The sequence below is a fragment of the bacterium genome, assembly GCA_016702305.1.
Lineage (GTDB): Bacteria > Electryoneota > RPQS01 > RPQS01 > RPQS01 > JABWCQ01.
Genome location: JADJEH010000006.1, coordinates 1 through 21317 on the forward strand (window position 1 = coordinate 1; position 21317 = coordinate 21317).

The 21317-nt window shown below is 58.8% G+C and carries 23 protein-coding genes and 2 pseudogenes; 2 read left to right on the plus strand and 23 right to left on the minus strand.

Going from position 1 to position 21317, the window contains the following annotated elements; all coding sequences use genetic code 11:
- Positions 1-225: 225 nt before the first annotated feature.
- Complete coding sequence (locus IPH10_08315) at positions 226-381, plus strand: hypothetical protein (GenBank protein MBK6910917.1); 156 nt, start codon at positions 226-228, stop codon at positions 379-381.
- A 356-nt stretch (positions 382-737) separates the two neighbouring features.
- On the opposite strand, the pseudogene IPH10_08320 reads toward IPH10_08315, so the two are convergent.
- Positions 738-2100: pseudogene (locus IPH10_08320) on the minus strand (acetyl-CoA hydrolase/transferase family protein).
- 173 nt (positions 2101-2273) lie between these two features.
- Here IPH10_08320 and IPH10_08325 point away from each other — a divergent pair.
- Positions 2274-2648: a universal stress protein gene (locus IPH10_08325; protein MBK6910918.1), complete on the plus strand. Its 375-nt coding sequence runs from the start codon at positions 2274-2276 to the stop codon at positions 2646-2648.
- Between the two features lie 5 nt (positions 2649-2653).
- On the opposite strand, the gene IPH10_08330 is transcribed toward IPH10_08325, so the two are convergent.
- The 22 genes and pseudogenes from IPH10_08330 to murQ form a co-directional block, all read right to left on the minus strand.
- The gene (locus tag IPH10_08330) at positions 2654-3118 is read right to left on the minus strand and encodes a peptidylprolyl isomerase (GenBank protein MBK6910919.1); all 465 of its coding nucleotides are present in this window, start codon (positions 3116-3118) and stop codon (positions 2654-2656) included.
- 32 nt (positions 3119-3150) lie between these two features.
- Positions 3151-4065, minus strand: a complete 915-nt coding sequence (locus tag IPH10_08335; GenBank protein MBK6910920.1) for a peptidylprolyl isomerase — start codon at positions 4063-4065, stop codon at positions 3151-3153.
- 27 nt (positions 4066-4092) lie between these two features.
- Positions 4093-4878 carry a peptidyl-prolyl cis-trans isomerase gene (locus IPH10_08340; GenBank protein ID MBK6910921.1) on the minus strand — a complete coding sequence of 262 codons (786 nt, stop codon included), beginning with the start codon at positions 4876-4878 and terminating at the stop codon, positions 4093-4095.
- Positions 4868-5428 (minus strand): peptidyl-prolyl cis-trans isomerase, encoded by a 561-nt coding sequence (locus tag IPH10_08345; protein ID MBK6910922.1) that lies wholly within the window; start codon positions 5426-5428, stop codon positions 4868-4870. Before IPH10_08345 ends, IPH10_08340 begins: the two co-directional genes overlap by 11 nt.
- Complete coding sequence (locus IPH10_08350; GenBank protein MBK6910923.1) at positions 5313-6608, minus strand: peptidylprolyl isomerase; 1296 nt, start codon at positions 6606-6608, stop codon at positions 5313-5315. The genes IPH10_08345 and IPH10_08350 overlap by 116 nt, the downstream gene beginning before the upstream one ends.
- Positions 6609-6623: 15 nt before the next feature.
- The gene (locus tag IPH10_08355; GenBank protein ID MBK6910924.1) at positions 6624-7061 is read right to left on the minus strand and encodes a GNAT family N-acetyltransferase; all 438 of its coding nucleotides are present in this window, start codon (positions 7059-7061) and stop codon (positions 6624-6626) included.
- 68 nt (positions 7062-7129) lie between these two features.
- On the minus strand, positions 7130-8980 hold the full coding sequence (locus IPH10_08360; GenBank protein ID MBK6910925.1) for a hypothetical protein: 1851 nt from the start codon (positions 8978-8980) through the stop codon (positions 7130-7132).
- Between the two features lie 52 nt (positions 8981-9032).
- On the minus strand, positions 9033-10625 hold the full coding sequence (locus IPH10_08365) for a hypothetical protein (GenBank protein MBK6910926.1): 1593 nt from the start codon (positions 10623-10625) through the stop codon (positions 9033-9035).
- The gene (locus tag IPH10_08370) at positions 10559-10885 is read right to left on the minus strand and encodes a hypothetical protein (GenBank protein ID MBK6910927.1); all 327 of its coding nucleotides are present in this window, start codon (positions 10883-10885) and stop codon (positions 10559-10561) included. Before IPH10_08370 ends, IPH10_08365 begins: the two co-directional genes overlap by 67 nt.
- Positions 10886-10902: 17 nt before the next feature.
- Positions 10903-14304 carry a transcription-repair coupling factor gene (mfd, locus tag IPH10_08375; GenBank protein ID MBK6910928.1) on the minus strand — a complete coding sequence of 1134 codons (3402 nt, stop codon included), beginning with the start codon at positions 14302-14304 and terminating at the stop codon, positions 10903-10905.
- A gap of 45 nt (positions 14305-14349) precedes the next feature.
- Complete coding sequence (locus IPH10_08380; GenBank protein MBK6910929.1) at positions 14350-14745, minus strand: VOC family protein; 396 nt, start codon at positions 14743-14745, stop codon at positions 14350-14352.
- Between the two features lie 10 nt (positions 14746-14755).
- A complete protein-coding gene (locus IPH10_08385) occupies positions 14756-15370 on the minus strand; it encodes a DUF2179 domain-containing protein (protein MBK6910930.1) in 615 nt (204 codons plus the stop codon).
- 2 nt (positions 15371-15372) lie between these two features.
- Positions 15373-15870, minus strand: coding sequence for a hypothetical protein (locus IPH10_08390; protein MBK6910931.1), 498 nt, complete (start codon positions 15868-15870; stop codon positions 15373-15375).
- Positions 15871-16072: 202 nt separating this feature from the next.
- Positions 16073-16669, minus strand: coding sequence for an HAD-IA family hydrolase (locus IPH10_08395; GenBank protein MBK6910932.1), 597 nt, complete (start codon positions 16667-16669; stop codon positions 16073-16075).
- On the minus strand, positions 16666-17076 hold the full coding sequence (locus IPH10_08400; protein ID MBK6910933.1) for a DUF1428 family protein: 411 nt from the start codon (positions 17074-17076) through the stop codon (positions 16666-16668). Before IPH10_08400 ends, IPH10_08395 begins: the two co-directional genes overlap by 4 nt.
- A gap of 133 nt (positions 17077-17209) precedes the next feature.
- Positions 17210-17692, minus strand: coding sequence for an SRPBCC domain-containing protein (locus IPH10_08405; GenBank protein ID MBK6910934.1), 483 nt, complete (start codon positions 17690-17692; stop codon positions 17210-17212).
- Between the two features lie 24 nt (positions 17693-17716).
- Positions 17717-18226, minus strand: coding sequence for a hypothetical protein (locus IPH10_08410; protein MBK6910935.1), 510 nt, complete (start codon positions 18224-18226; stop codon positions 17717-17719).
- Positions 18227-18231: 5 nt separating this feature from the next.
- The gene (locus IPH10_08415) at positions 18232-19122 is read right to left on the minus strand and encodes a tetratricopeptide repeat protein (GenBank protein ID MBK6910936.1); all 891 of its coding nucleotides are present in this window, start codon (positions 19120-19122) and stop codon (positions 18232-18234) included.
- A 36-nt stretch (positions 19123-19158) separates the two neighbouring features.
- Entirely contained in the window at positions 19159-19581 is a 423-nt protein-coding gene (locus IPH10_08420; protein ID MBK6910937.1) for an SRPBCC domain-containing protein, read from the minus strand.
- Positions 19582-19744: 163 nt separating this feature from the next.
- Positions 19745-19894, minus strand: a complete 150-nt coding sequence (locus IPH10_08425) for a hypothetical protein (protein MBK6910938.1) — start codon at positions 19892-19894, stop codon at positions 19745-19747.
- A gap of 69 nt (positions 19895-19963) precedes the next feature.
- Complete coding sequence (locus IPH10_08430; GenBank protein MBK6910939.1) at positions 19964-20227, minus strand: hypothetical protein; 264 nt, start codon at positions 20225-20227, stop codon at positions 19964-19966.
- Positions 20228-20452: 225 nt separating this feature from the next.
- Positions 20453-21317: pseudogene (gene murQ, locus IPH10_08435) on the minus strand (N-acetylmuramic acid 6-phosphate etherase).

Sequence of the window (21317 nt, forward strand, 5' to 3'; positions counted from 1 at the left end):
TCCCCAATCTAAACACCGAATATAGCAGTTTTAGGGTAAACACTACCGCTCCTGCTTGCCCAACTTATAGAAAAAAATGAGTATCTTGGGCGGTCAAAACGGTCAATTCCCCACAGGATCCCCTTGGGCCACACCTACGGCAAGATAACCGCCAGCTCGACAGCCGCATCGGCGCCGATGGTACCCTCTACGACCCGGGTAACAAGGCCCGCACCGAGCGCCCTGATGAAAATGCTCAACGCCTATTGGAAAAATACACCCTGCGCCAAACGCTGGCCTCGATGTCGAACTCCGGCGAAAGCTCGCAACGCGACGTCCTCCGCGACCGCACACGGCCTAAAAATCGAAGCCAGCGAAGCCGACCTCGATGTGGACCGCTAGACTATCCGATAACTCGTTCCACCCCTAGCACTTCAAGTGCTCGAGCATCTGTTCAACCCGCTCTTCCAATTGCTCGAAATGAAGCGCACCATGGCCCCCGGTGCAAATCTGTTTCTGGTCACACCCAACGACACAGCCTGATCGCAAAGTCGAACACATCCTCGCGCAAATATCGCCCGCCAACCTTTCATCAGTTCAACGAGCGCGACCTGCGCGACCCTGTTCCAGCGCGCCGGCCTGAAGATCGTCCACTTCAAGACCTTCTACCATCCCCCACCGGCACCATCGCCAGAATCTAGCCAAAACGGCTTCTTCCTACGCGCCCAAAAAGCGTAAGCGGTTCAAAGTCATAAGGGTTATGGAAAGCGGGCAGAGAAAACTCTCCGGCCGCTTTGCATTATCGCGTCCTTGCAGACTAAATCAGATTTCCTCTGCTGCACGCGTACTTCCAGTTCATCGCGGAACTGCGGATGCGCCACGCGAATCAACGCCTGCGCGCGTTCCCGCAGCGTCTTGCCGTGCAGATAGGCCACGCCAAATCCGTCACGATATAGTGCACGTCCGCACGCGACGTCACCACACCCGCGCCCGGCGACAGCGACGGCACAATGCGCGAAATCGAACCGCTTCTTGGCCGTGGATTCCAGGCGATAATCGGCTTGCCGCCCTTCGGGAACGCGCCGCGCCCCGCACAAAATCAACCTGTCCGCCAAAACCCGGAGAAGATCGTATGCCCGATCGAATCGGCGCACACCTGACCGGTCAGGTCCACCGCAGCGCGCTGTTGATCGAAATCATGTTGTCGTTACGCGCGATGATAAACGGATCGTTCGTGTGATCCACCGGACGAAACTCGACTAACGGATTGCTGCGCACAAATCATAAAGCATCTTCGAACCCAGCACAAAACTCGCCACCATCTTATCCCTGTGCGGCGTCTTCGCGCGGCAGTTGATCACGCCCTTCTGCACCAGCTCCACCGCGCCGTCCGAGAGCATCTCGGTGTGCATGCCCAAGTCGCGCTTGTCACCCAGACTCGCCAGCACGCATCCGGAATCGCACCGATTCCCAATTGCGGACAGGCGCCGTTCGGCACCAGCTCCGCGCAAAACAGACCAATTAGTTTTTCCTGATCACTCGGCGTGTTGCGCGGCAGCTCCGGCGGCAGATGATCGTAGTGAATCAGCGCGCGGAACATGGACTTGTGCAAGAAATTCGCCATAAACCCACGGCATCTGATCGTTGACCAAACCGATGACGTTCTTGGCATTGCGCCGCTTCAAGCGTACACGCGCAGTCAGTTCCCAAACTGCAATGGCCGTGCGTGCCCGGAGGAGTTACCTGCAGCAGGCAGGTGTCCACCTTCAGCGCCCCGCTGCGAATCAGCCCCGGAATCTCCGACAAAACACCGGCGTATAGTCGCCGCGCCCCTCGTTGACCGCCGTGCCCGCTTTGCGCCGGTAAACAGCGCGTTCGCCCGGAAGCTCTCTCCATCCCCGGTTCCGCGTGGGGAGCCGGACCCATGGTCATCAAGTGCGCGATCTGAACGTTTTCCAGCTCTGCCCCGCGCGCGGACAAAGCGTCCACCAACAACTGCGGTACGGCCAATCCTGACCCCACGAAAACACGGTCACCAGACGATACACACCGGAGGGCGTCTATCGCCTCAGCCAGCACTTCGGGCGGGGCAGCAGAATGCTCTGCAACATGCGAACTCATTGCTTCTATGTCCTTAGATATTTGGCCCGCGAAAGCTGACACTCACAGTCAGTTTATGCAACGCAGGAACAATTGTTTGCGATGAAGAATGTAACTTATACGGCCTACAACAACCGTTCCAAAATACGCAATTGCTCGCAAAATTTCAACGAGCCATTTTTCGGAGGTGTACCATGCTATCTTTCCGCAAGATCTTGTGCCCGACCGACTTCTCTGACCCGTCCTTTCGGCCCTTGGCCACGGCGGACGAGCTCGCCCGCCGCTATCAGGCCGAGCTGCACGTGCTGCACGTCGTTTTGCCCGTGCCGCTGGTCGGACTGCCTCCCGGTGCCGGTTCCGTCGCCTTTGATGTGAGCAATACGAGGCCGACATGCTCCAAGGCCTTCCGCGCCAGGCTGGACGAAACGCTGGCCCAGTTCGTAAAACCGGATATTCCTATCCACCGTTATGTGGAGATCGGCGATCCCGCCCACGAGATGGTGCAGCTCGCCGACAAGATCAAGCCGGACGTCATTGTGATTGCCACGCACGGCCCGCACGGGACTTAAGCGGTTCATCTTCGGCTCCGTTGCCGAAGCCGTCGTCCGCCCGATCGCCCTGCGCCGTTCCGACGATTCGATGCACTAACCTTCGGCCCGCTGTTCGCAGGCGGGGCAAGCCTCAGCAAAATTGAAAAGCCGAGTCGGGTGACTCGGCTTTTTGATTGTGCGTTGCGACGGATTTTAGAGCTTGCGTTCGACGTAGGTTTCGTCGGCGATCTTTTCGACCCAACGCTTGAACTCGCCTTCGCTTTTTGGCGAGCGTCATCTGCTCGATACGGCTGTAGTCTTCGTTGAGCGTGATCTTGCGCGAGAAGGCGCGGTCGGTCACTTTCAAGATATGCACGCCAAAGGCCGGTGCGAAACGGATCGCTGTACTCGCCCTTCGACTTGCCTTCAATCGGCGTCTTGAACTCGTCCGGCAGCTCGGTTGGACTAAACCAACCGAGGTCGCCGCCGCTGGCCCGCCGTTTTCGTATCCGCCGAAAGGTTCAGCGCGAGTTCGGCGAAATCATCGCCGCCGCGCAGCCGCACCACCAGCGACTCCGCCGCACTCACCGTGCTCTGCAAATCTGCCTCCGCCGGCACGATCCCGAAACAGAATATGATTCGTGTTAACCTTCTCGCCCGTGCGCTCGTTTAACCGAATGACATGCACACCGAACGGCGAGACCGTGGGCGCGCTGATCGAATCGGGCTCCAACACGTAGGCCGCCGCCTCATATTCCGGCACCAGATCACCGCGATTCGTCGTCCCCAACGCACCGCCGCGCTCCGCCGAACCCGGATCCTCGGAATAGCGCGAGGCAAACTCCTCAAACGTAATCGAACCCGATAAAATCGCTTGCCGCGCCGAATCGGCGCGCGCAATCGCCGCGTTCGTCGAAGCCTCGGCAATCCGATCGGCCAGCAGAATGTGCGACAGCCGAATCGCATCCCTGAGCGGCGGCAGCGAATCCTTGATCGTCTCCCAGAACTCCAGCACCTCGTTCCGCGATACGCGCACCTGCTGCATGTGCTTGCCGCGCGTGCGCTCGATCAACAACGTCTCTTCCACCAGCGGACGAAACTGCCGCTTGATCTTGGGCAAGGGCATGCCGTAGTACGATTCGAGCTTCTCCTGCCCGCCCACCTGCGTCAACAGATTGCTGACACGGTTGTCGAGTTCGCGGTCAATCTCCTTCGGAGTGACCACAATCGAGTCCTTGCGCGCCTGTGTCAACAGCAGTTTCTGCGCGATCAACTCCTCGAGTACTTCCTTGCTGAGCGTGTCCATCTGCGCTTCAGAAAGCAGGTCCAGCGCCACGCGCGCTCCAAGCGTGTATTGCAAATACTGCAACACTTCGCTTTCGAGAATTATCTCGTCATCCACCACCGCGACAACCCGGTCAATCACCTCTTCGCCGCGCGCCAGCGCGGCGCACAACGCTCAGCGTGATAAGCAATGCTCTGATCATTTCGTGTCACCCATTAGGCGCGGCTGATAGCGGCCGCGCATTTCCGTTTCCCAACGCTCCTGCCTTCTTTGACTCTGCTCGGTCAACAGTCGTTCCCGAATCTCCTGCCGCACAGCATCCAAGCTGAGCTGCGCCCCCTCCGGATAGAGTTCATGCAGCCGCAACAGCCGATAGCCCTCGCCGAACGGCAGCACCGGCGTCATCCCGCCCGCGGGCAACTTGCGCACAGCCTCAAGCAGTATCGGATCCAACTCGCGCGAGTCCGTCAGCCACTTCCCCTCCCAAATCACCATGTCCGAACGCAACTGCGACGTGTCCGCCCGCTCTAATGCGCGGCGAAACGCCTTCAGCGTGTCGTCCGACTCGCACCAAAATCCCTCGATCAGATAGCTGTCCATCGGGCGCCGAAACTCCGCCAGATTCGTCGTGTAGTAGTCCGCGATCAACGAATCGGTAATCTTCGGTTCCGGCAGACGCGCCAACAACACGGCACGATGAAAACGCGCCAATAGCTCGCGTTCCTGCCGGGAAACGTCGGCGTCTTTGCGCAGCCCCGTGGCCTCGACCTCCTGCTCAATCATGGCCAGCTCCAGCCATGCATTGACCAGCGGCTGCCGCGCTTCCGCACTCAAACTGTCGAAGGGCACGCCCGCCCACGTCGCGAAGTCCGCGCGACTAAGCGTTCGTTCGCCTACGCTTGCCACGAGGTCGGCGGTGTTTGTGCGATTGCAGGCCGCCAAAAGCAAACACAGCCCGACCAGCCAGATGCCCTTATTGATCACGAGCCGCGCGTTCCTGTCGTTCGGGGGGAAGCGGCCACATCGATCCGAGCAGCTCGTCGTTCACTTTCAGGGGATAGCGCGACACCAACAGTTTTTCCAACTCCTCTTGCAGCTGCTGTGTGCGCGCCACGCGGTTCTCGCGCCGCGCATCGCCCTTCGCTTCGTCCCACGTCTTCGTACGCGACGGATAGGCCGCGATGAGCTGGAGCACCGAGTAGTTCTTCCCAACCTTCACAACCTCGGACACCGCGCCCGGCTGTCCGAGCTGAAAGGCCGACTTGCCAATCATGCCAAAGCGTTTTTCTTCAAATGGCCCGATCCGGCCCGAGTCGCGTTTCGTGGATTCCTTTTCGTTGAACTGCCAGGCGAGCTTTGCAAAGTCTTCGCCCTTCAGCGCGCGATCACGCACGCGCACAGCCTTCGCGCTGTCTTCCTTAATGAAGATCTCGCGGATCAAGCGCGTCTCCGGCTGAATAAACGACTCCAGGTTGCGCTCGTAATACGCCTTGTCCGATTCTTCGCTGCCTTCGAGCTTCTCGGTGATTTCCACCTTCTCGACCATGCGCTGGATCGCCGCCTTCTTTTGCGCCACGACGTTCGAATCGGCATAGGCCTTTTTTGATGTAACCGTCTTGGCCGGCCTTGTCCTCAAGGAACTGCGGTTCACACAGAGCGTTCACGAGATCATGCACCGACTGCGGATTCTTCCAATCCACGCGATAGGCGTTGCTGCCGACCTTCTGAATCATATCTTCAATCGTGATCTTGCCGAGCTTGTGCGTTGCCGCCACGAGCGCCTTCTCGTCGCCCGTGAACATCGGCCCGAGCTCCTTGTTCAGCGACATCTGCGGATCCGTCAGCTTGCCCGTGAACATCGCCAGCGCGTTTTCGTCATACTGCAAGGAGTACTCCGTATGCAGCGCGTTGACAAAATCCCGCGCGCGCGCGCCGAGCTTCAGACTTTCGACCTCGCGCAGCCGCATCGCCAAATCCTTCTTCATCTCTTCAAACGGCGGGCGGCCCGTCACATCACGAGTCGAATCCACCCAGATCAGGTGCCAGCCGAACGGCGATTCCACGGGACCCGCCGTCTTGCGCAGCGGCGCGGACCACACCGCGCGCTGAAACTCGTCTACCATCCGGCCCCAGGGGAACCAGCCCAAGTCACCGGAATCAACAGCCGTCGTCGCGTCTTCCGAGAGCAGCGCCGCCGCCGCTTTGAAATTGAGACCGCTGTCTATCGCGGTCTTGATCGAGTCAATGCGACTCTTCAGGCGCGCCGCCGCCGCCGCGCTCGAATCCGCCGCGCTCTTCTTCACCAGAATATGCCGCGCGCTGATTTCCTTCGCTGACCTGTCATAGTGCTCACGCAGCAGCTCATCGGTGATCACCGGCGCGATGATGCGCTCTTCGTACAACAGATCGAGCGCTCGACGCTTGGCCGCCGCTTCGAGATTTGTGGCGATCTCCGGGTTCTCGTCATACTTGCGGGCCAGACCCTCAAGATATTTCGCTTCTTCGATCGCCATGTCGTGCGCGATTTTCTTGCGCTCTTCAAGGGGCCGTTGCTTAATGTTGTCGTCGGTGCGAAATTTCGAGAGCATCGCGGCGCGGTATTCCTGCTCCGTGATGGTTTCGTTTCCGATTTTGGCAATGTAGTCTTTCTTGCCTTCGCAGCTCGCCAGCCACATCATGGCCAGCAGACTCAACAGAAGTCCTGTTCGTTGCATGGTGTTCCGGTTCATTTATGTTGTTTGCAGATTCAAAACAAAATGGTAGCTCGTGATGCTCATCCCGTGCTTGTGGTAGAAGCGGTGCGCGTCATATCGGCCAGCGTGGGTTCCGCTGTCGAGATGGACGGCTGCCAGGCCCTCTTCCCGCGCCTGATTCACGATAAATTTGAACAAATGGTCAGCGCAGCCCCGCCCACGGGCCGCCGCAGCGGTGACCAAATCGTCAATATACAAAACTTTTCCCCAATGTAGCAGTTCCGTTCGCCGGTACCCCGCCGCCGCCAATGGCTGACCGCTCTCCTCTATATATATGAGGATGTAGCCATGTTCCCGCATCTGTCGCAATACCTGCTCAACGAATTGGTCTGCGGTCAGGTGCGGCCGGAGTTCGCGCATGACATTGTATACAAGCCGAATCTGTTCCGGAGATGTAGCGTGGTGGATCGTCATGGGCTGTAGTGGTTTTACCTTGTTCGCAGGTCCGGCGAGGAAAGGTTGTAAGGTTGGTTACGTATACGCTATTCTTCCCATACGCGCTTCACCATGATCACACTCATCCGGTTCCCCGCCATGGCGGTCGGCACGAATGCAAAATGATTCACGTCCGCCACGCCGAGTAGGTAGTAGCCGCCCATACCGGCCGGATATTCACGCACCTCATAAAGCGAATCGAAGTACGCGCCGGTCCAATTCAGCCGCAGAGAATCGCCGTCCACCGTGATCGTCAAATCGTGAATCACGCTGTCCGCAATGCCCCATTCCCGCGTGAACGCCGAGACATTGCCTGCCATGTCGCGCGCGCGCAGGGCAAAACGATAGCGCTCGAGCGGCGGAGTCAGCAATGTGAAGCGCTGCATCGCCGTGTGCTGATCACCAAGAGCCGTATAACTGGCGGAAGTGGCGCGGGTCACGCGCGGCGACAGTGCCGACAGCTCGGTCGTGTCGTACACAATTTCGTAGGTGTCAAAATGCTGGTCGTACGCGACGCCATCCCAGCGAATATCTACTGTGGACGCGTTCACGCGCGACACCTCGCGCAGATAAACCGCTTCCGGCGCCAGCGTGTCCGGCACCTCGTGCCACGTCAGCGCAGAATCCACCGCAGTTACGAACGGCGCGAAATAGTCTATCACCAATCGAAAGTTCGCCAACCGCGCGGGCGGCGCGCCCGGCAGCCAGCGCGCAAAATCCGTCGGCTGCCACAGCGCGTCAGGATACTCGTCGAGTTCGATATGGACGAAATTCTCCGTGTCGAAGCGCTCGTCGTGATTCGCATGGCATGCGTTGCCCTGCTGGTTCTCCGGCACGCCCAGAAAATCGAACACACTGCGCAGCGCGACGGTGTCCGCGCCGAAATAGCTGTAGGCCGGGCTGCTCCATAGCGACACGTATTCGTCCACGCGTGTGACGACGCTTTCATCGCCGTCGAAGCCGTTGATCGGAAACAGCGGCAGCGCGTGGATATAGTCCCGATGCCGGGACACGTCACGCAGCGGCGGATTGGGAAAATGATCGTCGAAGAAGCACGAAATCTGCATGTCGCCCAGCGGCCCATGCTCATTGTGATCGTACGAATGCAACTGGATTACCACAAACTCGCTGACCGGCGGCGCGTCCCAGACCGCAATCGCCGCTTCCGTGGCCACGGCGAACGGATGTCGGCCGTTGCGCGACGGATCCGAAAGCGACAGGCCGTTGTTGTACGTTGCGAAGGTCGTGTCCCACAGCACCTCGCGTCCTGCTCCGGCAATCATCAATTGCGCCAACCCGTCGCGAACAAACATCTCCGTTGCCACCGGCGGCGCCATGTAATCATCTTCCGGATGCGGCACCTGCACAATCGCCCGCGCATGCCGCGCCTCCGGATTGAACACGAACACGCCCCAGCCGTTGCGAAAGCCGCCGATCACAGCACGCGCGCCGGTCGAATCGCCGTTGGTGTCCACATAACTCGAATCCAACCGCTCGCGCAGCAGATAGTAGTGCCGCCGCACGCCCGGCTCCTGCAAGCGCACAAGTTCATAGCGCCACTCGGCTTCGTGCCGCATGAGCAGCGAATCCACTTGCGCCCACTCTTCGGCAATCGCGAAGTCAAACACCTGCCGCCAACGCGCCAGCGTCGAATCGCCCGTGCTGTCGTCGGTAATGTAGGTGAATCCGCCGAAACCGTTCGTCACCGGGTCGAGATTGGGCGGACCATAGTCGTTGTAGTTCGGTCGCACCAGGCGTTCCGAGACATGTGACAGCCAATTGTCATACGCGCAGGCCGAGCAACTGTCCAGGAGAAATCCGCGCAGAAAACCTGTCTCATGCACGATTCCCCACGCCGAGGCCGGCAGCCACAGCAACAGCACGGCCCACCACTTCACCGTTCGTCGGTCCGATTCGTCATACGCCGGCTCCCCTCTTAGATTACCCGCGCTATTCGATCACCCGCTTCACCATGAGCACACAGACGCCGTTCCCGGAGTATCCGGTCGGAACAAACACAAAATTGTTCGTCAGTGTCGTGCCCAAATAGTAGTAGCCGCCCAATCCCGGCGGGAATTCCCAGACTTCATAACGGTCATCATTCGGCTGCGCGCTCCACGTCATTCGCACGGAATCACCGTCGCAGAACGCTGCCACGTCACGCACCATGCCGTCCGTGATGCCCAGCGCGGGCGACAGCTCCGATTCGTAGCCCAGCACATCCTTCGCGCGAATTGCAAACGTGTAATCCCACACCGGCGTGCGCAGGCCCGACACCGTGATGGACGTCCCCAGCATGTTGCCCAGCGCGTTATAACCCGTGTTCGTCCGCGCAATGTGCGGCGACGACAGCGACACTTCATTTGTATCGAAGAATACCTGATACGTGTCAAAGTGCCGGTCGTAGGCGGGCGCATCCCAAGTAATGGTCACCGCGCCATTCGCCAAATCATACGCGCTGGTCAGATTGCATACCAGCGGCGGCTCTTCATCGGGGATTTCATGCCATGTCAGCGCCGAATCCACCGCGGAAATGAACGGCTGATAGTAGGCCAACGCGTGACGGTACGTATTCCACTCCGTCGGCGGCGTCCCCGGCAGCCAGCGCGGCCAATCGAGCGGCGCCCACAATTTGTCAGGATATTCGTCCAATTCGATGTGAATGAAATTCTCGGTGTGCCGTTGCACGTCATGCCCTGCATGGAAATAGTCGCCCACGACATTATCCGGCGCGCCGATCAAATCACCGACTACGGGAATCGTCAGCGTGGTTTCCGCCGTCGTATACACGTACGCCGGATTGCTCCACAGGCCGATGTAGTTGTTGACGGCCACGTCAATCGTGTCGTCGCCGTCCACGCTCGTCACGGGGAACACCGGATGCGCGTGAAACAGGTCGCGCTGATTCACGAAGTTTCGCAGCGGCGCGTTCGGGAATTCGTCGTTATGATAGCAGGAAACCTGAATGTCCGGCAGTGGGCCGTGCGTGGCGTGATCGTACGAGTGCAATTGAATCAGCACCAGCGGATTCACCGGCGGAGAGTTCCATGAGTCCTTGATCACGCGCGAGAGCTCGGAAAACGGATGCCGCGCATTGCGCGATGGATCGGAAAATGTGCGCGCGTTATTGTACTGACCGGCCGCGCTGTCGTACATCACTTCGCGACCCGCGCCCGCGATCATCAGAATCGCCATTTCCGCCTGTTGAAACAGCTCGATGCCAACGGGAATTGACATGAAATCGTCTTCGGGGTGCGGCATCTGCACGACCGCCCGCGCGTGCCGCGGAGCGGCGCTGAACACAAACACGCCCCAGCCGCGGCGAAATCCGCCGTGCACGTCGTTCGCCGTTAGCGTGTCGCCGTTCACGTCCACGTAGGATGAGTCGAGCCGTTCACGCATGACATAGTAGCTTGCGCCGGTCGGCTCTTCGATGCGGGCGAGTTCATAGTTCCACGCGCTGTCCTGCCGCGCGATCAGGGAATCCGCGCACTCCCAATCGCCATGGATGGCGCACAAAAACACCTGCCGCCAGCGCGCCATGATTGAATCCCCGTGCGCGTTCGCATAGATGTATTGAAATCCGCCGAAACCGTTCGTTTGCGGGTCCAGGTGCGCGGCGGACCGTAGTCATTATAGCCGGGCCGTTGAATGCGCTCCGACACGTGCGATTGCCAGTTGTCATAGGCGCATGTCGCGCATGTGTCCATCAAGAATCCCGTCAACGTTCCATTTTCGATCACCAACGCGCGGGAGAGCGCCGGTGATAGAAGCATTAAGACAAACAATAGCCGACCCGTCATCGCAGGGCCTCGTATGATTAAAGTGACTCCACTAATTCGCCATTTACCGCAGCCAAATATTCCTCCGCATAGCGCAACTTCGCGCTCCATTCGGGCCGCTTGCTCAAGTTCAACCGGACCGTCACTCCCTTTGTCGCGTCCAACTCGATCGGATAGCCGTCGCTGCGCGCCGCCAGCGCCAGCATCTTGTCACGCGCCGCATGATCCGCCGCAAAGCCCAACTCCATACGCGCCGCCATTACGTTCACTTCATCCGCGCCCAATTGCTCCGCAAGAATCCGGATGCGCACCATGTCAAACAGCGTGCGCGCCGGGTCCGGCAGCTTTCCGAAACGGTCTTCGACTTCGCGCGACAGCTCCATGACCTTCTTCACGTCCTTCGCGCGCGCTAATTCTCGATAGATGTTCAGCCGCAATCCGCCTTCAGGCAGATAGTGCTCGGGCATGAACGCGTCCGTGTCTATCTTCAATTTGACTTCGCGTTTTTCTTCCGGTTCGTACTGCGCGTGCTCCGTCTGCACCTCGCGGACGGCTTCCTCGATCAACTGCTGATACATCTCAAACCCGATGGAGTTGATGTACCCCGACTGCTCGCGGCCCAGGAGATTTCCCGCGCCGCGAATCTCCAAGTCGCGCATCGCCAACTGAAAGCCTGCGCCTAACGACGAGAAATTGGTCAGCGCAGACAATCTGCTGCGGGCGATCTGCGACATCTCGAAATGCGGCGGCACGAGCAGGTACGCGTAGGCCTTGCGCGAACTGCGCCCGATGCGCCCGCGCAATTGGTGCAACTGCGCCACGCCCAGCCGGTCCGCGCGATTGACGATCATGGTGTTGACATTCGGCATGTCCAAGCCGGATTCGATAATCATCGTCGAGATCAACACGTCAAGATTCTGCTCGGAGAAATCGAGCATCACCTGCTCCAGTTCGTGCTCGTTCATCTGACCGTGCGCCACGCCGATGCGTATGTTCGGCAGCAGACGGTGCAGCATCTCGGCGACTTGAGCGATGCTTTGAATGCGGTTGTGCACGAGAAACACCTGACCGCCGCGCGTCAATTCGTGCTGCACCGCTTCCTTGATGACCTTTTCTGAAAACGGCACGACGTCGGTTTCAATCGGCTGCCGTCCCGGAGGCGGTGTGGTGATCTGCGACAGATCGCGCGCGCCCATCAACGCCATGTGCAGCGTGCGCGGAATCGGCGTCGCGCTCATCGCGAGCACGTCAACATTCGCGCGCAGCGAACGGATCTTCTCCTTCTGCACTACGCCGAAGCGGTGCTCTTCGTCTATGATCAGGAGACCGAGTTCGTCGAACTGCACATCCTTCGACAGCAGCCGATGCGTGCCGATAATCACGTCCACGTCACCCGCCGCGAGTTTCTTGAGCGCCTCGCTTTGCTCGCGCTTGGATTGAAAACGCGAGATCACGCGCACGTCCACGGGCCAGTTCTTGAAGCGCTCGCGGAATGTGCGATAGTGCTGCTGCGCCAAAATTGTCGTGGGCACGAGCACCGCCACCTGCTTGCCGTCGGTCACGGCCTTGAAAGCCGCACGCATCGCGACCTCCGTTTTGCCGTAGCCCACATCGCCGCAAATCAGTCGGTCCATCGGCATCGGGTTTTCCATGTCGCGCTTGACCGATTCGCTGGCCGTCAACTGATCGGGCGTGTCTTCGTAGGGGAAACTCGCTTCCATTTCGCGCTGCCACGGCGTGTCGCCCGAAAAGATGATCCCGCGCTCCGCGCGTCGTTTGGCGTAGAGTTTGATCAAGTCTTCGGCGATGGAGACCAAGGACTCTTTGGTCTTACGTTTGACTTCGCGCCATTCCTTGCCGCCGATCTTCGACAGCGGCGGCTGAAAACCTTCCTTTGCCGAGTACTTCTGCACCGAGGCGAGGTTTTCGAGCTTGACAAACAGATGGATGCCGTCGCGGTATTCGATCTTCAGCACTTCGCGCTGCATGCCGCCCACCGCGATTTTCGTCAAACCGCAATAGCGGCCGATGCCGTGCTCGACGTGCACCACATAGTCTCCGACCTGCAGCGCATCAATGTCATGCAGCGGCACCGCGTTCTTGAACTTCATGAACTGGCGCTTGCGCCGCTTGCGCCCGAAGATGTCGTGGTCCACGAGCACTACGAGTCCGGCCGCCTCGAGCATGAAGCCGTGCCGCAGGCCGCCTTCGCGCGCGCTGAAGGAGTGCTCCGGCACGCCGCGCTCGACCAACACTTGCGCCAGCCGATCCGCTGCCAACTGATTGTCGCACAGCAGCACGGTTTCTAATTCGCGCGCGGTATATTCCTTCACGCGTTCGGCAAGCAACGGCAGATTCGACGCGAAGCGTTCCTGCGGCGCGCCGGCAAAATCGAGCGTATGCGACGGCGGCTGCGGTGACGTTTGCAGGAACACCTGCGCGAATCGCTGGACCGCACCGTAAATCAACTCCGGCTCCATCCACTTCCCGAGTTCGTGCAGCGCGCGTACCTGTTCGGGAATCGTGACCGGAATCTCTTCGTCGTCTTCATAGACGATGTCGTGCAGATCTTCGCTGAGGTGCGCGTCGTCTTCGTCGTCTTCGTCCGGCGCGGAGTTTCGCAAATCGCGCAGCCGCAGCCCGGGCTTGGCCGTGCGCTCTTCATAGCGCTCCTTGACGGCCATGTGCGCCGGTCGGCCTTCGGACCAGACAATGATCGTGTTTTCCGGCAGATGCTGGAGCAGATGTGAATTCCCCGCGCCCGGCGTCTCCGCCGCCATGATTGTCACGTCGCCGAGCTTGCCGGTCGAGCGCTGCGTCTGCGGATCGAAGCTGCGCAAGTCGTCAATGTCATCGCCGAAATATTCCACGCGCACCGCATGCGATCCGCCGAACGGATAGATGTCGAGCACCGCGCCGCGCACCGCGTATTGCCCCACGCCTTCGACCATCACTTCGCGCGTATAACCCGATTCGTGCAAGAATTGAATCAGCGAGTCGCGCGGCAGCGTCTCGCCCTTGGCGAGCGTGTAGGTATTGCGCGATACCTCCTGCAAGTCGGGCAGCGGATCGAGCAGCGCCGCCGCGGGCGCGACGATCAACGGCTGTTTCGACCGAGCGAGCGTCATCAGCACTTCGGCGCGCTCCGACAATTCAATCGGATTCAACTCGCGGTGGTAGTCCGGCAGCCCCGGAAACAGGCTCGTGACATTTTCACCCAGCAGTATCGTGAGATCGTCGGCAAACTCCTCGGCGTCCTCGAGCGTTTCGGCCACCAACAGCAGCGGCCGCCGCGATTTCTCAAACAGGTAGCTTGCCACCAGCACCGGCAGCGCGCCCGGTACGTTTTTCACGAGCACACCATGCCGCGCCTCCGACAGCGCGGTCAACGTCTCGGCAAAACCCGCGTATGAGTATATTCGTTGCTTTAATGAATCCATTATTGATCAGACGCCCCGCCAATTCTTCTTTGGCGTCTGCTGTCCTTATTCACTTTCAGAGCACGTCACTTCCACTTTGATCCGGTCGGGGTCTTCGAAAAACACGGCGTAGCTGTCTGGCCCGCCGGCGTGCGGATGGCGGTCTTGATATAGTATGGTCACGCCGCGCTCCCGCAGCTTGGTTGTCAGCGCGTCCACCTGCGCGGGTGACTGCGCGTGAAAGGCCAGATGATTCAGGCCCGTCCGGCAGCGATGATACTTTACATCCAGAAACCTCGGCTCGGTCTGGACGAACACTATATATGTGGAACCAGCGCGAAAGCTCACGCCCTGATCCCACTGCTGATAGACGGTGTAGCCTAACTCATCGCACAAGAGCCATGACCAGAATGCCCGCGTGCGCGCCAAGTCAAAGACATAAATTTCAATATGATGGAGCATGTTTCGCCCGTCAGGCTTTGCGCTTGGGCTTGACCCATTTGCTCATGTCGCCAAGTACCTTCTCGCCCCACACCACACTGGGATCGCGGGAACGAAGGCCGACCTGCTTCACATCCTCAACCGTCAGAAAGGCCTGCGGATCGAGCTCGTTAATCGTGCGCAAGAGCTTGGGCACGTTGCGGCGCTTTTCGGCCACGAATAGGATGTCCACTTCGCCGGTCTTGGTCTTGCCGTCCATCTCGACGACCGAGTAGTTACGCTCCCACAGCTTGTCGGCCAACCCTGCTTCACGCCGGGCAATCACGCGTACCATTTGATGACCAATGGCTATCCGCGACTCGATCCACATACCCACGAAGCTGCCCGCCGCGAAGCCCGCCGCATAGACGACCCCGAGATACCACTCGTTGAGATTGCGGATGACCTGCGCAACGACGTTGATCCAGATCAGAACTTCGAGAAACCCGAATAGCGCGGCCAATACTTTGAAGCCGCGCACAATCGAGATCGTGCGCATGGCGCCGAAGCTCTGATCGGCGATACGCGCGCAAAATATCCCAACGGCCAGGAGCCAGACTTGCCCCTGACCGACGCTCGTCAGCCAATTGGCCAGCTCCGTCAGCAAGCCTACTTGCCTTCCTTCGGCTGCTGCTGCATCATATAGTCCATGCGCTCCTGGCCTTCACGCATGTGCCGCCCGCGCAGCGTCTCGAGCTTGGCCTCGGCCTCTTTGAGTTCGCCTGAAGACTCGAACCGCGTCCACTCGCGCTCTTTGGCCCACTTGCCCAGATCGCTCTCCCAATTCACCGCTCCGCCGAACAACACCACCGTCGGCTTGGAGTACTTCTCGAATGCCATTTGAATCGCTGTCGCCAGGGCCGCCGAGTAGATCTGTCCGCTCGAGCTTACGCGCCGCAGGTCTAACAGCAGCCCGTCCTTCTTCGACAAACTGTCCACGGCTGCCGCCAACTCGCGATCAATCTTCACACTGTCCGCGTGCGGCAGGATGGTTATCTGTCCTGAATGTTCGCCCGTGGACTTGTACCCGACCATCTGCGCCGCTTCGACATTTGTCCACAGCATCACACAGATTGTCCACAGCAGAATTCCCGTCATCCGTCTCATCTGTCGTCCTTCTCGAAATTATTGGTGGCTTTCTTGTCCCAATTTACTCAATTCCAAGCGTGATTTCCGCGCACTTCCATTGAGCTTCCGCAGTTTTACTGCTTATCCACGCACTCCACACATCCACAATGCTTGTCCACAATAGTACACATTGTGTGGATGAGTGCTGTGGAGAGTTTGTGCCGCGCTGCATGCTAACGACTCAGGCGATCTCCTCCCAGGCTTGCTCCCAGGTCGTGAACAAGTGCGTGGTTATCCTCGCTTTGTGCGCGGCTTCACGATTTTTCGCCAGATCGTCAATGAACAATATTCGCTCTGGTGCAATGCCTGACTCCGCGACAATTGTCTCAAAAACACCGGGATCGGATTTCATCTTGCCGCGCTCGTAGGAGGTCAACACCTGCTCGACTTCAAGCGCCCACGAGAACTCGCGCCGAACCCATTCGATATGCAGCGGATCGGTATCGGATAGCACCCAGACCGTGCCCCACTGCTTCAACTGTGCCAGCGCCGCACGCGCTCCGGGAAATTCGTCAAAAATATCGCACCAAATCAACCGCAGCCGCTCGCGGTTCGCTGTGGTTGCCGACCAGCCCAGAAACTCGCGCAGCTCTTCAATGAACTCAGGAGCCGTACACTGGCCCCGTTCGAAGCGCTTTTTGCTCTCACCTACTATGTACCGCTCGCGAATTTCCTCCCGCGACCGCACCCCACGCTCCGCCGCACGCGAGACAAACCGCTCAAAGTCAAGCTTCAAGAGGACGTTGCCGAGGTCGAGGAGGAAGAGTGGGGGTGTCATCGGTGTCGTACAATGTCACTTAGCCAATGCATTCCCGCTACTTCCCCTTCGCTTCGACAATCGTCTCGAAGCCTGCCCAGTACATCTTCTTCATGTCGAAGAGCGGTTTTTCTTTCATCATCTTCTCCATGCGCGGGTCGTGGAGCATCGCGAGCATCGTTTTGTCGCGGTGCTTGCGCGATTTGAACTCCAAGACCGAGGTGATGGCCACCTCGCCGCGCTTTCAAGGGCAGCACGTTCGTAAAGGGCGGTGCATATTTCGGCTTCAAATCCTCGCCAATGAACTCGCGATAGTGCAGCGCGCCATGATCCACCGCCACCCGCCCGAACCGCCGCGCCAGCTTCTTGTACTCCGCCAAATTCTTCTTCGGCAGCGGCAGCAGGAATAGAACTACGTAGCCTTTCATTTTCGGTCTCCCCTTTTCTTGATGCTGTTTACACTCAATTTGTCCGACCTTTGACTGGCGCCGGCGGCACGCCTGCCACCCCTACATCAAACGAAATCTGTTTGCCTTCACGCCAGCGGCACTGGGTCCAGCGTCAACGCTGGGTGCGCATATCCTTCTTCCACATGACATACGCCTGCAGGTAGTTGCCGAACTCGGTCCAGCCCTGGCAGTTTTCGAAGGCGTATTTCAGGCCGCGCGTGCTCCAGCCGGACTCGGTAATGGTCAGCGTGACTACGCCTTTTTTCTCGGTGAACTCGAAGCGCACGGTCGAGAGTTGCGTCTTGGAGCCATGCAGCGGCCAGTGAAACTCGAGAAATTGCTCCGGTGCATATGCAACAGGATAGAGCGGAAACGTGCCGTGACTCGGCCAGGTCCAAAACACTGTTTCAAAATTCTCGTTGAAGTCGCCCTTGACCTTGTTCACGAAGAACTTCTCGACGTGCTTGGCCTTCGTCGCCGCTTCCCACACCTTCTTGAGCGGTGCGCGCATCGTCGTCGCCACCGTGAACCCGATCTTGCCCGAGGCCAGTTTCACACCGGCGCTCGTGGTCACCGTCTTCTTTTTGGTTGCCATGGATTATCCTTTATCCCTTGTCCTTTAATCGTCGTCTCGTTCGCCGCCTTTGTCATCTAAGACTGGAACGGCGCCGCCGCGCACTTCCGGATGATTGATCTTGCCCCCCGCCGCACCGACGTTGGTGAGTAACGAGATTGCCACGACCATCACCACGACCGCTCCCCAGGCCGCCCACGGCGGCAGCAGCGTGTGCTTGCGCGTGAACCACCATAGCCCGAGAATCAAGATACCAAACGGAATGATGATATTCCGCGCCGTTTCCGCCAGCTCTTCATGCGGATGAATGTAGCCTTCCATATTCCGCGCGTCGGGCTGCGCCTCGATGATGTGCTCGGTGTCTTCGCCGAACGAGAACACCACGCCGGTGCTGATGGTCGCGGCGACGATGAACCCCAATGCCACGCGCTGCCAGCGCCCGTCCTTCCACAGCGTCGCCAAGACTAACATGGCCGTGCTGACCATCAACAGGATCGCTGGAAAGTGGGCCAGCACAATATGCCAATGCGCCGCGTTTACAGGAATCGGAATCATTGTTTTTACTCCGTTTGTCTACGGTATATTCCGTGAAATATTTCGTACCAATTTGCGCCATCGTCGCTCGAGCGTTCCATGAGCTGTTCGACTGATCCATCCGGAAGCGGAGTCATGGTCATGCGGGCGCGATAGGGCGGCAGTCCGGGATCGTTTCCGGTCCCTTCCAACACCATCGCGCCATTCCGCAATCCTCCGGTGTATTCCACCTGCCCCCCGTCGCGGTCAATCCATGTCTGGTGCCAGAGGCTGTCGGCGCGGCTGAAGTAGTTGATGCTCTGGCCCGAGTGGCCCGACTCTGACTGCCATTGTTCGTGGATGAAACAGCCGTGCTCTGTCGTGGTCAGCGTGTTGACGCCGGCCTTCTGGTTGTTGCTCAAAAAGTACACATCCCATACGCCGACCCAGAAATCCAACTCGCGCATGCGCTGATCGTACAGGCAGGGTTCGACATAGCGGTTCAACTGCTCGCGCAGGCTCGCCCACTCGCCGCTCGTGCGCAGCGGAGCGAGATCTGTGTCGCTGTCAATCTGTGCGCCCGGATAGCCGTTGCTCAATCCGGTCTCGAGCTTGATCGCTGAGGTGCGCAAGTCTCCCAATTGAGCCAACGCGCAGGCCCAGTTGTAGTTCGTGTAGGCCGGGTTGAACTTCAGCGAATCGGCTTTGTGAAAATGTGCGGCAGCATCCGCATAGAGCGCGGCTTTCAGCTCGCAGTAGCCGAGGCGGTACCAGGCGCGACCCGACTCGGGATGCTCGGCCACGAAGGCCGAGTATTCCGGAATCGCCGCAGTGTAATTTTGTGCGAAGTACAATGAATCACCGCGCGCCGGAGTTTCCGCGGCGAGCAGCCTCGGTACCCACAGTGCGCATATAATAAGGAGAGCGAGACGAGACAAAATGGCCTCCCGTGGGAAAATTGAAAGCTCTGTTGGCTACTTCGTTTTGCGCGGCGTCTTCTCGCGCATTACATCCACGCCGAACTTGAGGTAGGCCTTCAGATAGGTGTGGAATTCCGTCCAGCCTTCGCACATCATGAACGCGACTTTCAGGTCCTTCTGCTGGTAGCCGTAATCATGCACGCGGAAGATGGTCTCGCGGGGGCCCTTCTTGACGAATTCGAAGGTCATGGTGGTCATGTACTTCGGGCCGTAGGCCGGGCCGACGAAGACGATCTTCTCGTATTTCTTGTATTCGATCGGGTACATGTCCATCGTTTCGTCGCCGTACGCTTTCCACCACCAACGCACCGGCGCGAGGTCCGGACCCCATTCGCCGATCTGCTTGTCGCAGAAATATTTCTTGAGGTGCTTGTCTTCCGTCACCGCTTCCCAGACTTTTTTGAGCGGCTGCTTCATAATGTGCGAGGTGGTGTATCCGAGTTTACCTTTGGATACGGGGAGTTTTTGGTTGTGTGGCATGGGTGTTGGGGGGGTGCTGTTTGTATGTGAGGTTGGTTTGGTGTATTTGTAGGGGCGGATGGCAATCCGCCCGTGCCGGACAGGATCGAAACCTGTGGATCTATTCTTCCCAATACACGCCTTGGAGATCGGGATTTTCCTTGTCCAATTCCCAGTTCAAGGGATTGTCCATGATGTATTGCCGCGCTAGTCCCAATTCATGTTCGTTGCGGATAATGCGATCGTAGAAACTGCGCTGCCAAACTTCCACGCCTTTTGTTCCACGGATTTCGTTGATTCGTTTCGTGGTCGCGCGTTTGAAGGCGGCGATGATTGTGCCTCAGGGTGCCGTTCGCGCATACGTGGTTTTGACGGTGACTCTGGAATGATCCGCCTCGCTTGGGGCGGGCGGATTGCCATCCGCCCCTACATCAACGTTTCGCGCGGGCCCTGCAAATGGGCCGATATAAGTATCGTCAATCCGCAGAATCGCATGAAAGTGATTTGGCATGATCATGAATTCGTCCAGCCAGATAGCCTCCCGAATCTCAGCGGTCTTCTTCCATTCAATTTTAACCGCCTCGCCAAACTCGTTGAGCAACATGGTTGCGTTTACAACTTCACCAAGAGTTTGTGTCGCCCCTCCACGCAGATTGTCACAAAGAACGTCCGCGGATGGCGGTAATCATGTCTCTGCAACCGCAGTGAATTCTTGCGTGTGTATCGCTCTTTCATACCTTAGGTCGGATTCACGAATCTATGTAGGGGCGGATGGCAATCCGCCCGCGCAGAACAGGGCATCAAACGAATGATCTGATCTGGTAATCCGTCAGGAATTTCCTTTTTCTCCGATCGCCCCCGCCACCTTCCCACCATTCTCTTCCAACCAATCTCGCGCGTGCTCGGCGGTGACGCCGCGGAAGTGCATCACTAACGCGGTTTTGAGTTCGCCGTTCGCCATGGTCAGGAGTTCGTCGGCCCACTCGTAGTCGCAGCCGGTGATCTCGATCAGAATCCGGCGCGCGCGCGCCTGCAGCTTGCGGCTCCCCATCCGCAAATCCACCATCAAATTCCCGTAACACTTCCCCATCCGCACCCAGGCCGCCGTCGTGATCATGTTCAACGCGAGCTTGGTCGCCGTCCCCGCCTTCAGCCCGTCGAACCCGTCAACACCTCCGGCCCCACGGGCAGCGAGATAATGACATCGGGCTGTGCGCTGGTTTCCTCATATCCCATACTCTCGGCATCGAACTCGTTGCAGATGAGAGCGCGCTGAAGCATCCGTGTTGCTTGGCGGATGATAAACCACCCAAAACGTAGGGTGTGCGCCGCGAGGCCGAAATGCCGACGACCACATCGGTTCGGCCCAAACAGCAGAGCTCAAAATCGTGAATCGCGCCGTGAGGATTATCTTCGGCACCTTCGGCGGCTTTGCGTAGGGAGTCGTAGCCGCCCGCAATGAAGCCCTGCACCATGGTCGGATCGGTCCCAAAGGTCGGTGGGCATTCGGACGCATCGAGCACGCCCAAGCGCCCGGATGTGCCGGCCCCTATATAGAGGAGACGGCCGCCAGCTTGGAAGCTGGTCACAACGCGTTCCACGAGCTTTTCGATTTCGGGAATGGCCCGCGCGACCACGTCGGGCACTGTCCGATCTTCGGCGTTCATCGCTTCCAGAATTTCGCGCGTGGTCAT

Coding starts and splice junctions, on each gene's coding strand:
- IPH10_08390 (MBK6910931.1), bottom strand. CDS start 15,870: ATGAGACGGATGACGGGAATTCTGCTGTGGACAATCTGTGTGATGCTG.
- IPH10_08315 (MBK6910917.1), top strand. CDS start 226: ATGAAAATGCTCAACGCCTATTGGAAAAATACACCCTGCGCCAAACGC.
- IPH10_08405 (MBK6910934.1), bottom strand. CDS start 17,692: ATGGCAACCAAAAAGAAGACGGTGACCACGAGCGCCGGTGTGAAACTG.
- IPH10_08370 (MBK6910927.1), bottom strand. CDS start 10,885: ATGACGGGTCGGCTATTGTTTGTCTTAATGCTTCTATCACCGGCGCTC.
- IPH10_08395 (MBK6910932.1), bottom strand. CDS start 16,669: ATGACACCCCCACTCTTCCTCCTCGACCTCGGCAACGTCCTCTTGAAG.
- IPH10_08430 (MBK6910939.1), bottom strand. CDS start 20,227: ATGTTGCTCAACGAGTTTGGCGAGGCGGTTAAAATTGAATGGAAGAAG.
- IPH10_08400 (MBK6910933.1), bottom strand. CDS start 17,076: ATGAAAGGCTACGTAGTTCTATTCCTGCTGCCGCTGCCGAAGAAGAAT.
- IPH10_08410 (MBK6910935.1), bottom strand. CDS start 18,226: ATGATTCCGATTCCTGTAAACGCGGCGCATTGGCATATTGTGCTGGCC.
- IPH10_08350 (MBK6910923.1), bottom strand. CDS start 6,608: ATGCAACGAACAGGACTTCTGTTGAGTCTGCTGGCCATGATGTGGCTG.
- IPH10_08420 (MBK6910937.1), bottom strand. CDS start 19,581: ATGAAGCAGCCGCTCAAAAAAGTCTGGGAAGCGGTGACGGAAGACAAG.
- IPH10_08365 (MBK6910926.1), bottom strand. CDS start 10,625: ATGGCGCGCTGGCGGCAGGTGTTTTTGTGCGCCATCCATGGCGATTGG.
- mfd (MBK6910928.1), bottom strand. CDS start 14,304: ATGGATTCATTAAAGCAACGAATATACTCATACGCGGGTTTTGCCGAG.
- IPH10_08325 (MBK6910918.1), top strand. CDS start 2,274: ATGCTATCTTTCCGCAAGATCTTGTGCCCGACCGACTTCTCTGACCCG.
- IPH10_08380 (MBK6910929.1), bottom strand. CDS start 14,745: ATGCTCCATCATATTGAAATTTATGTCTTTGACTTGGCGCGCACGCGG.
- IPH10_08355 (MBK6910924.1), bottom strand. CDS start 7,061: ATGACGATCCACCACGCTACATCTCCGGAACAGATTCGGCTTGTATAC.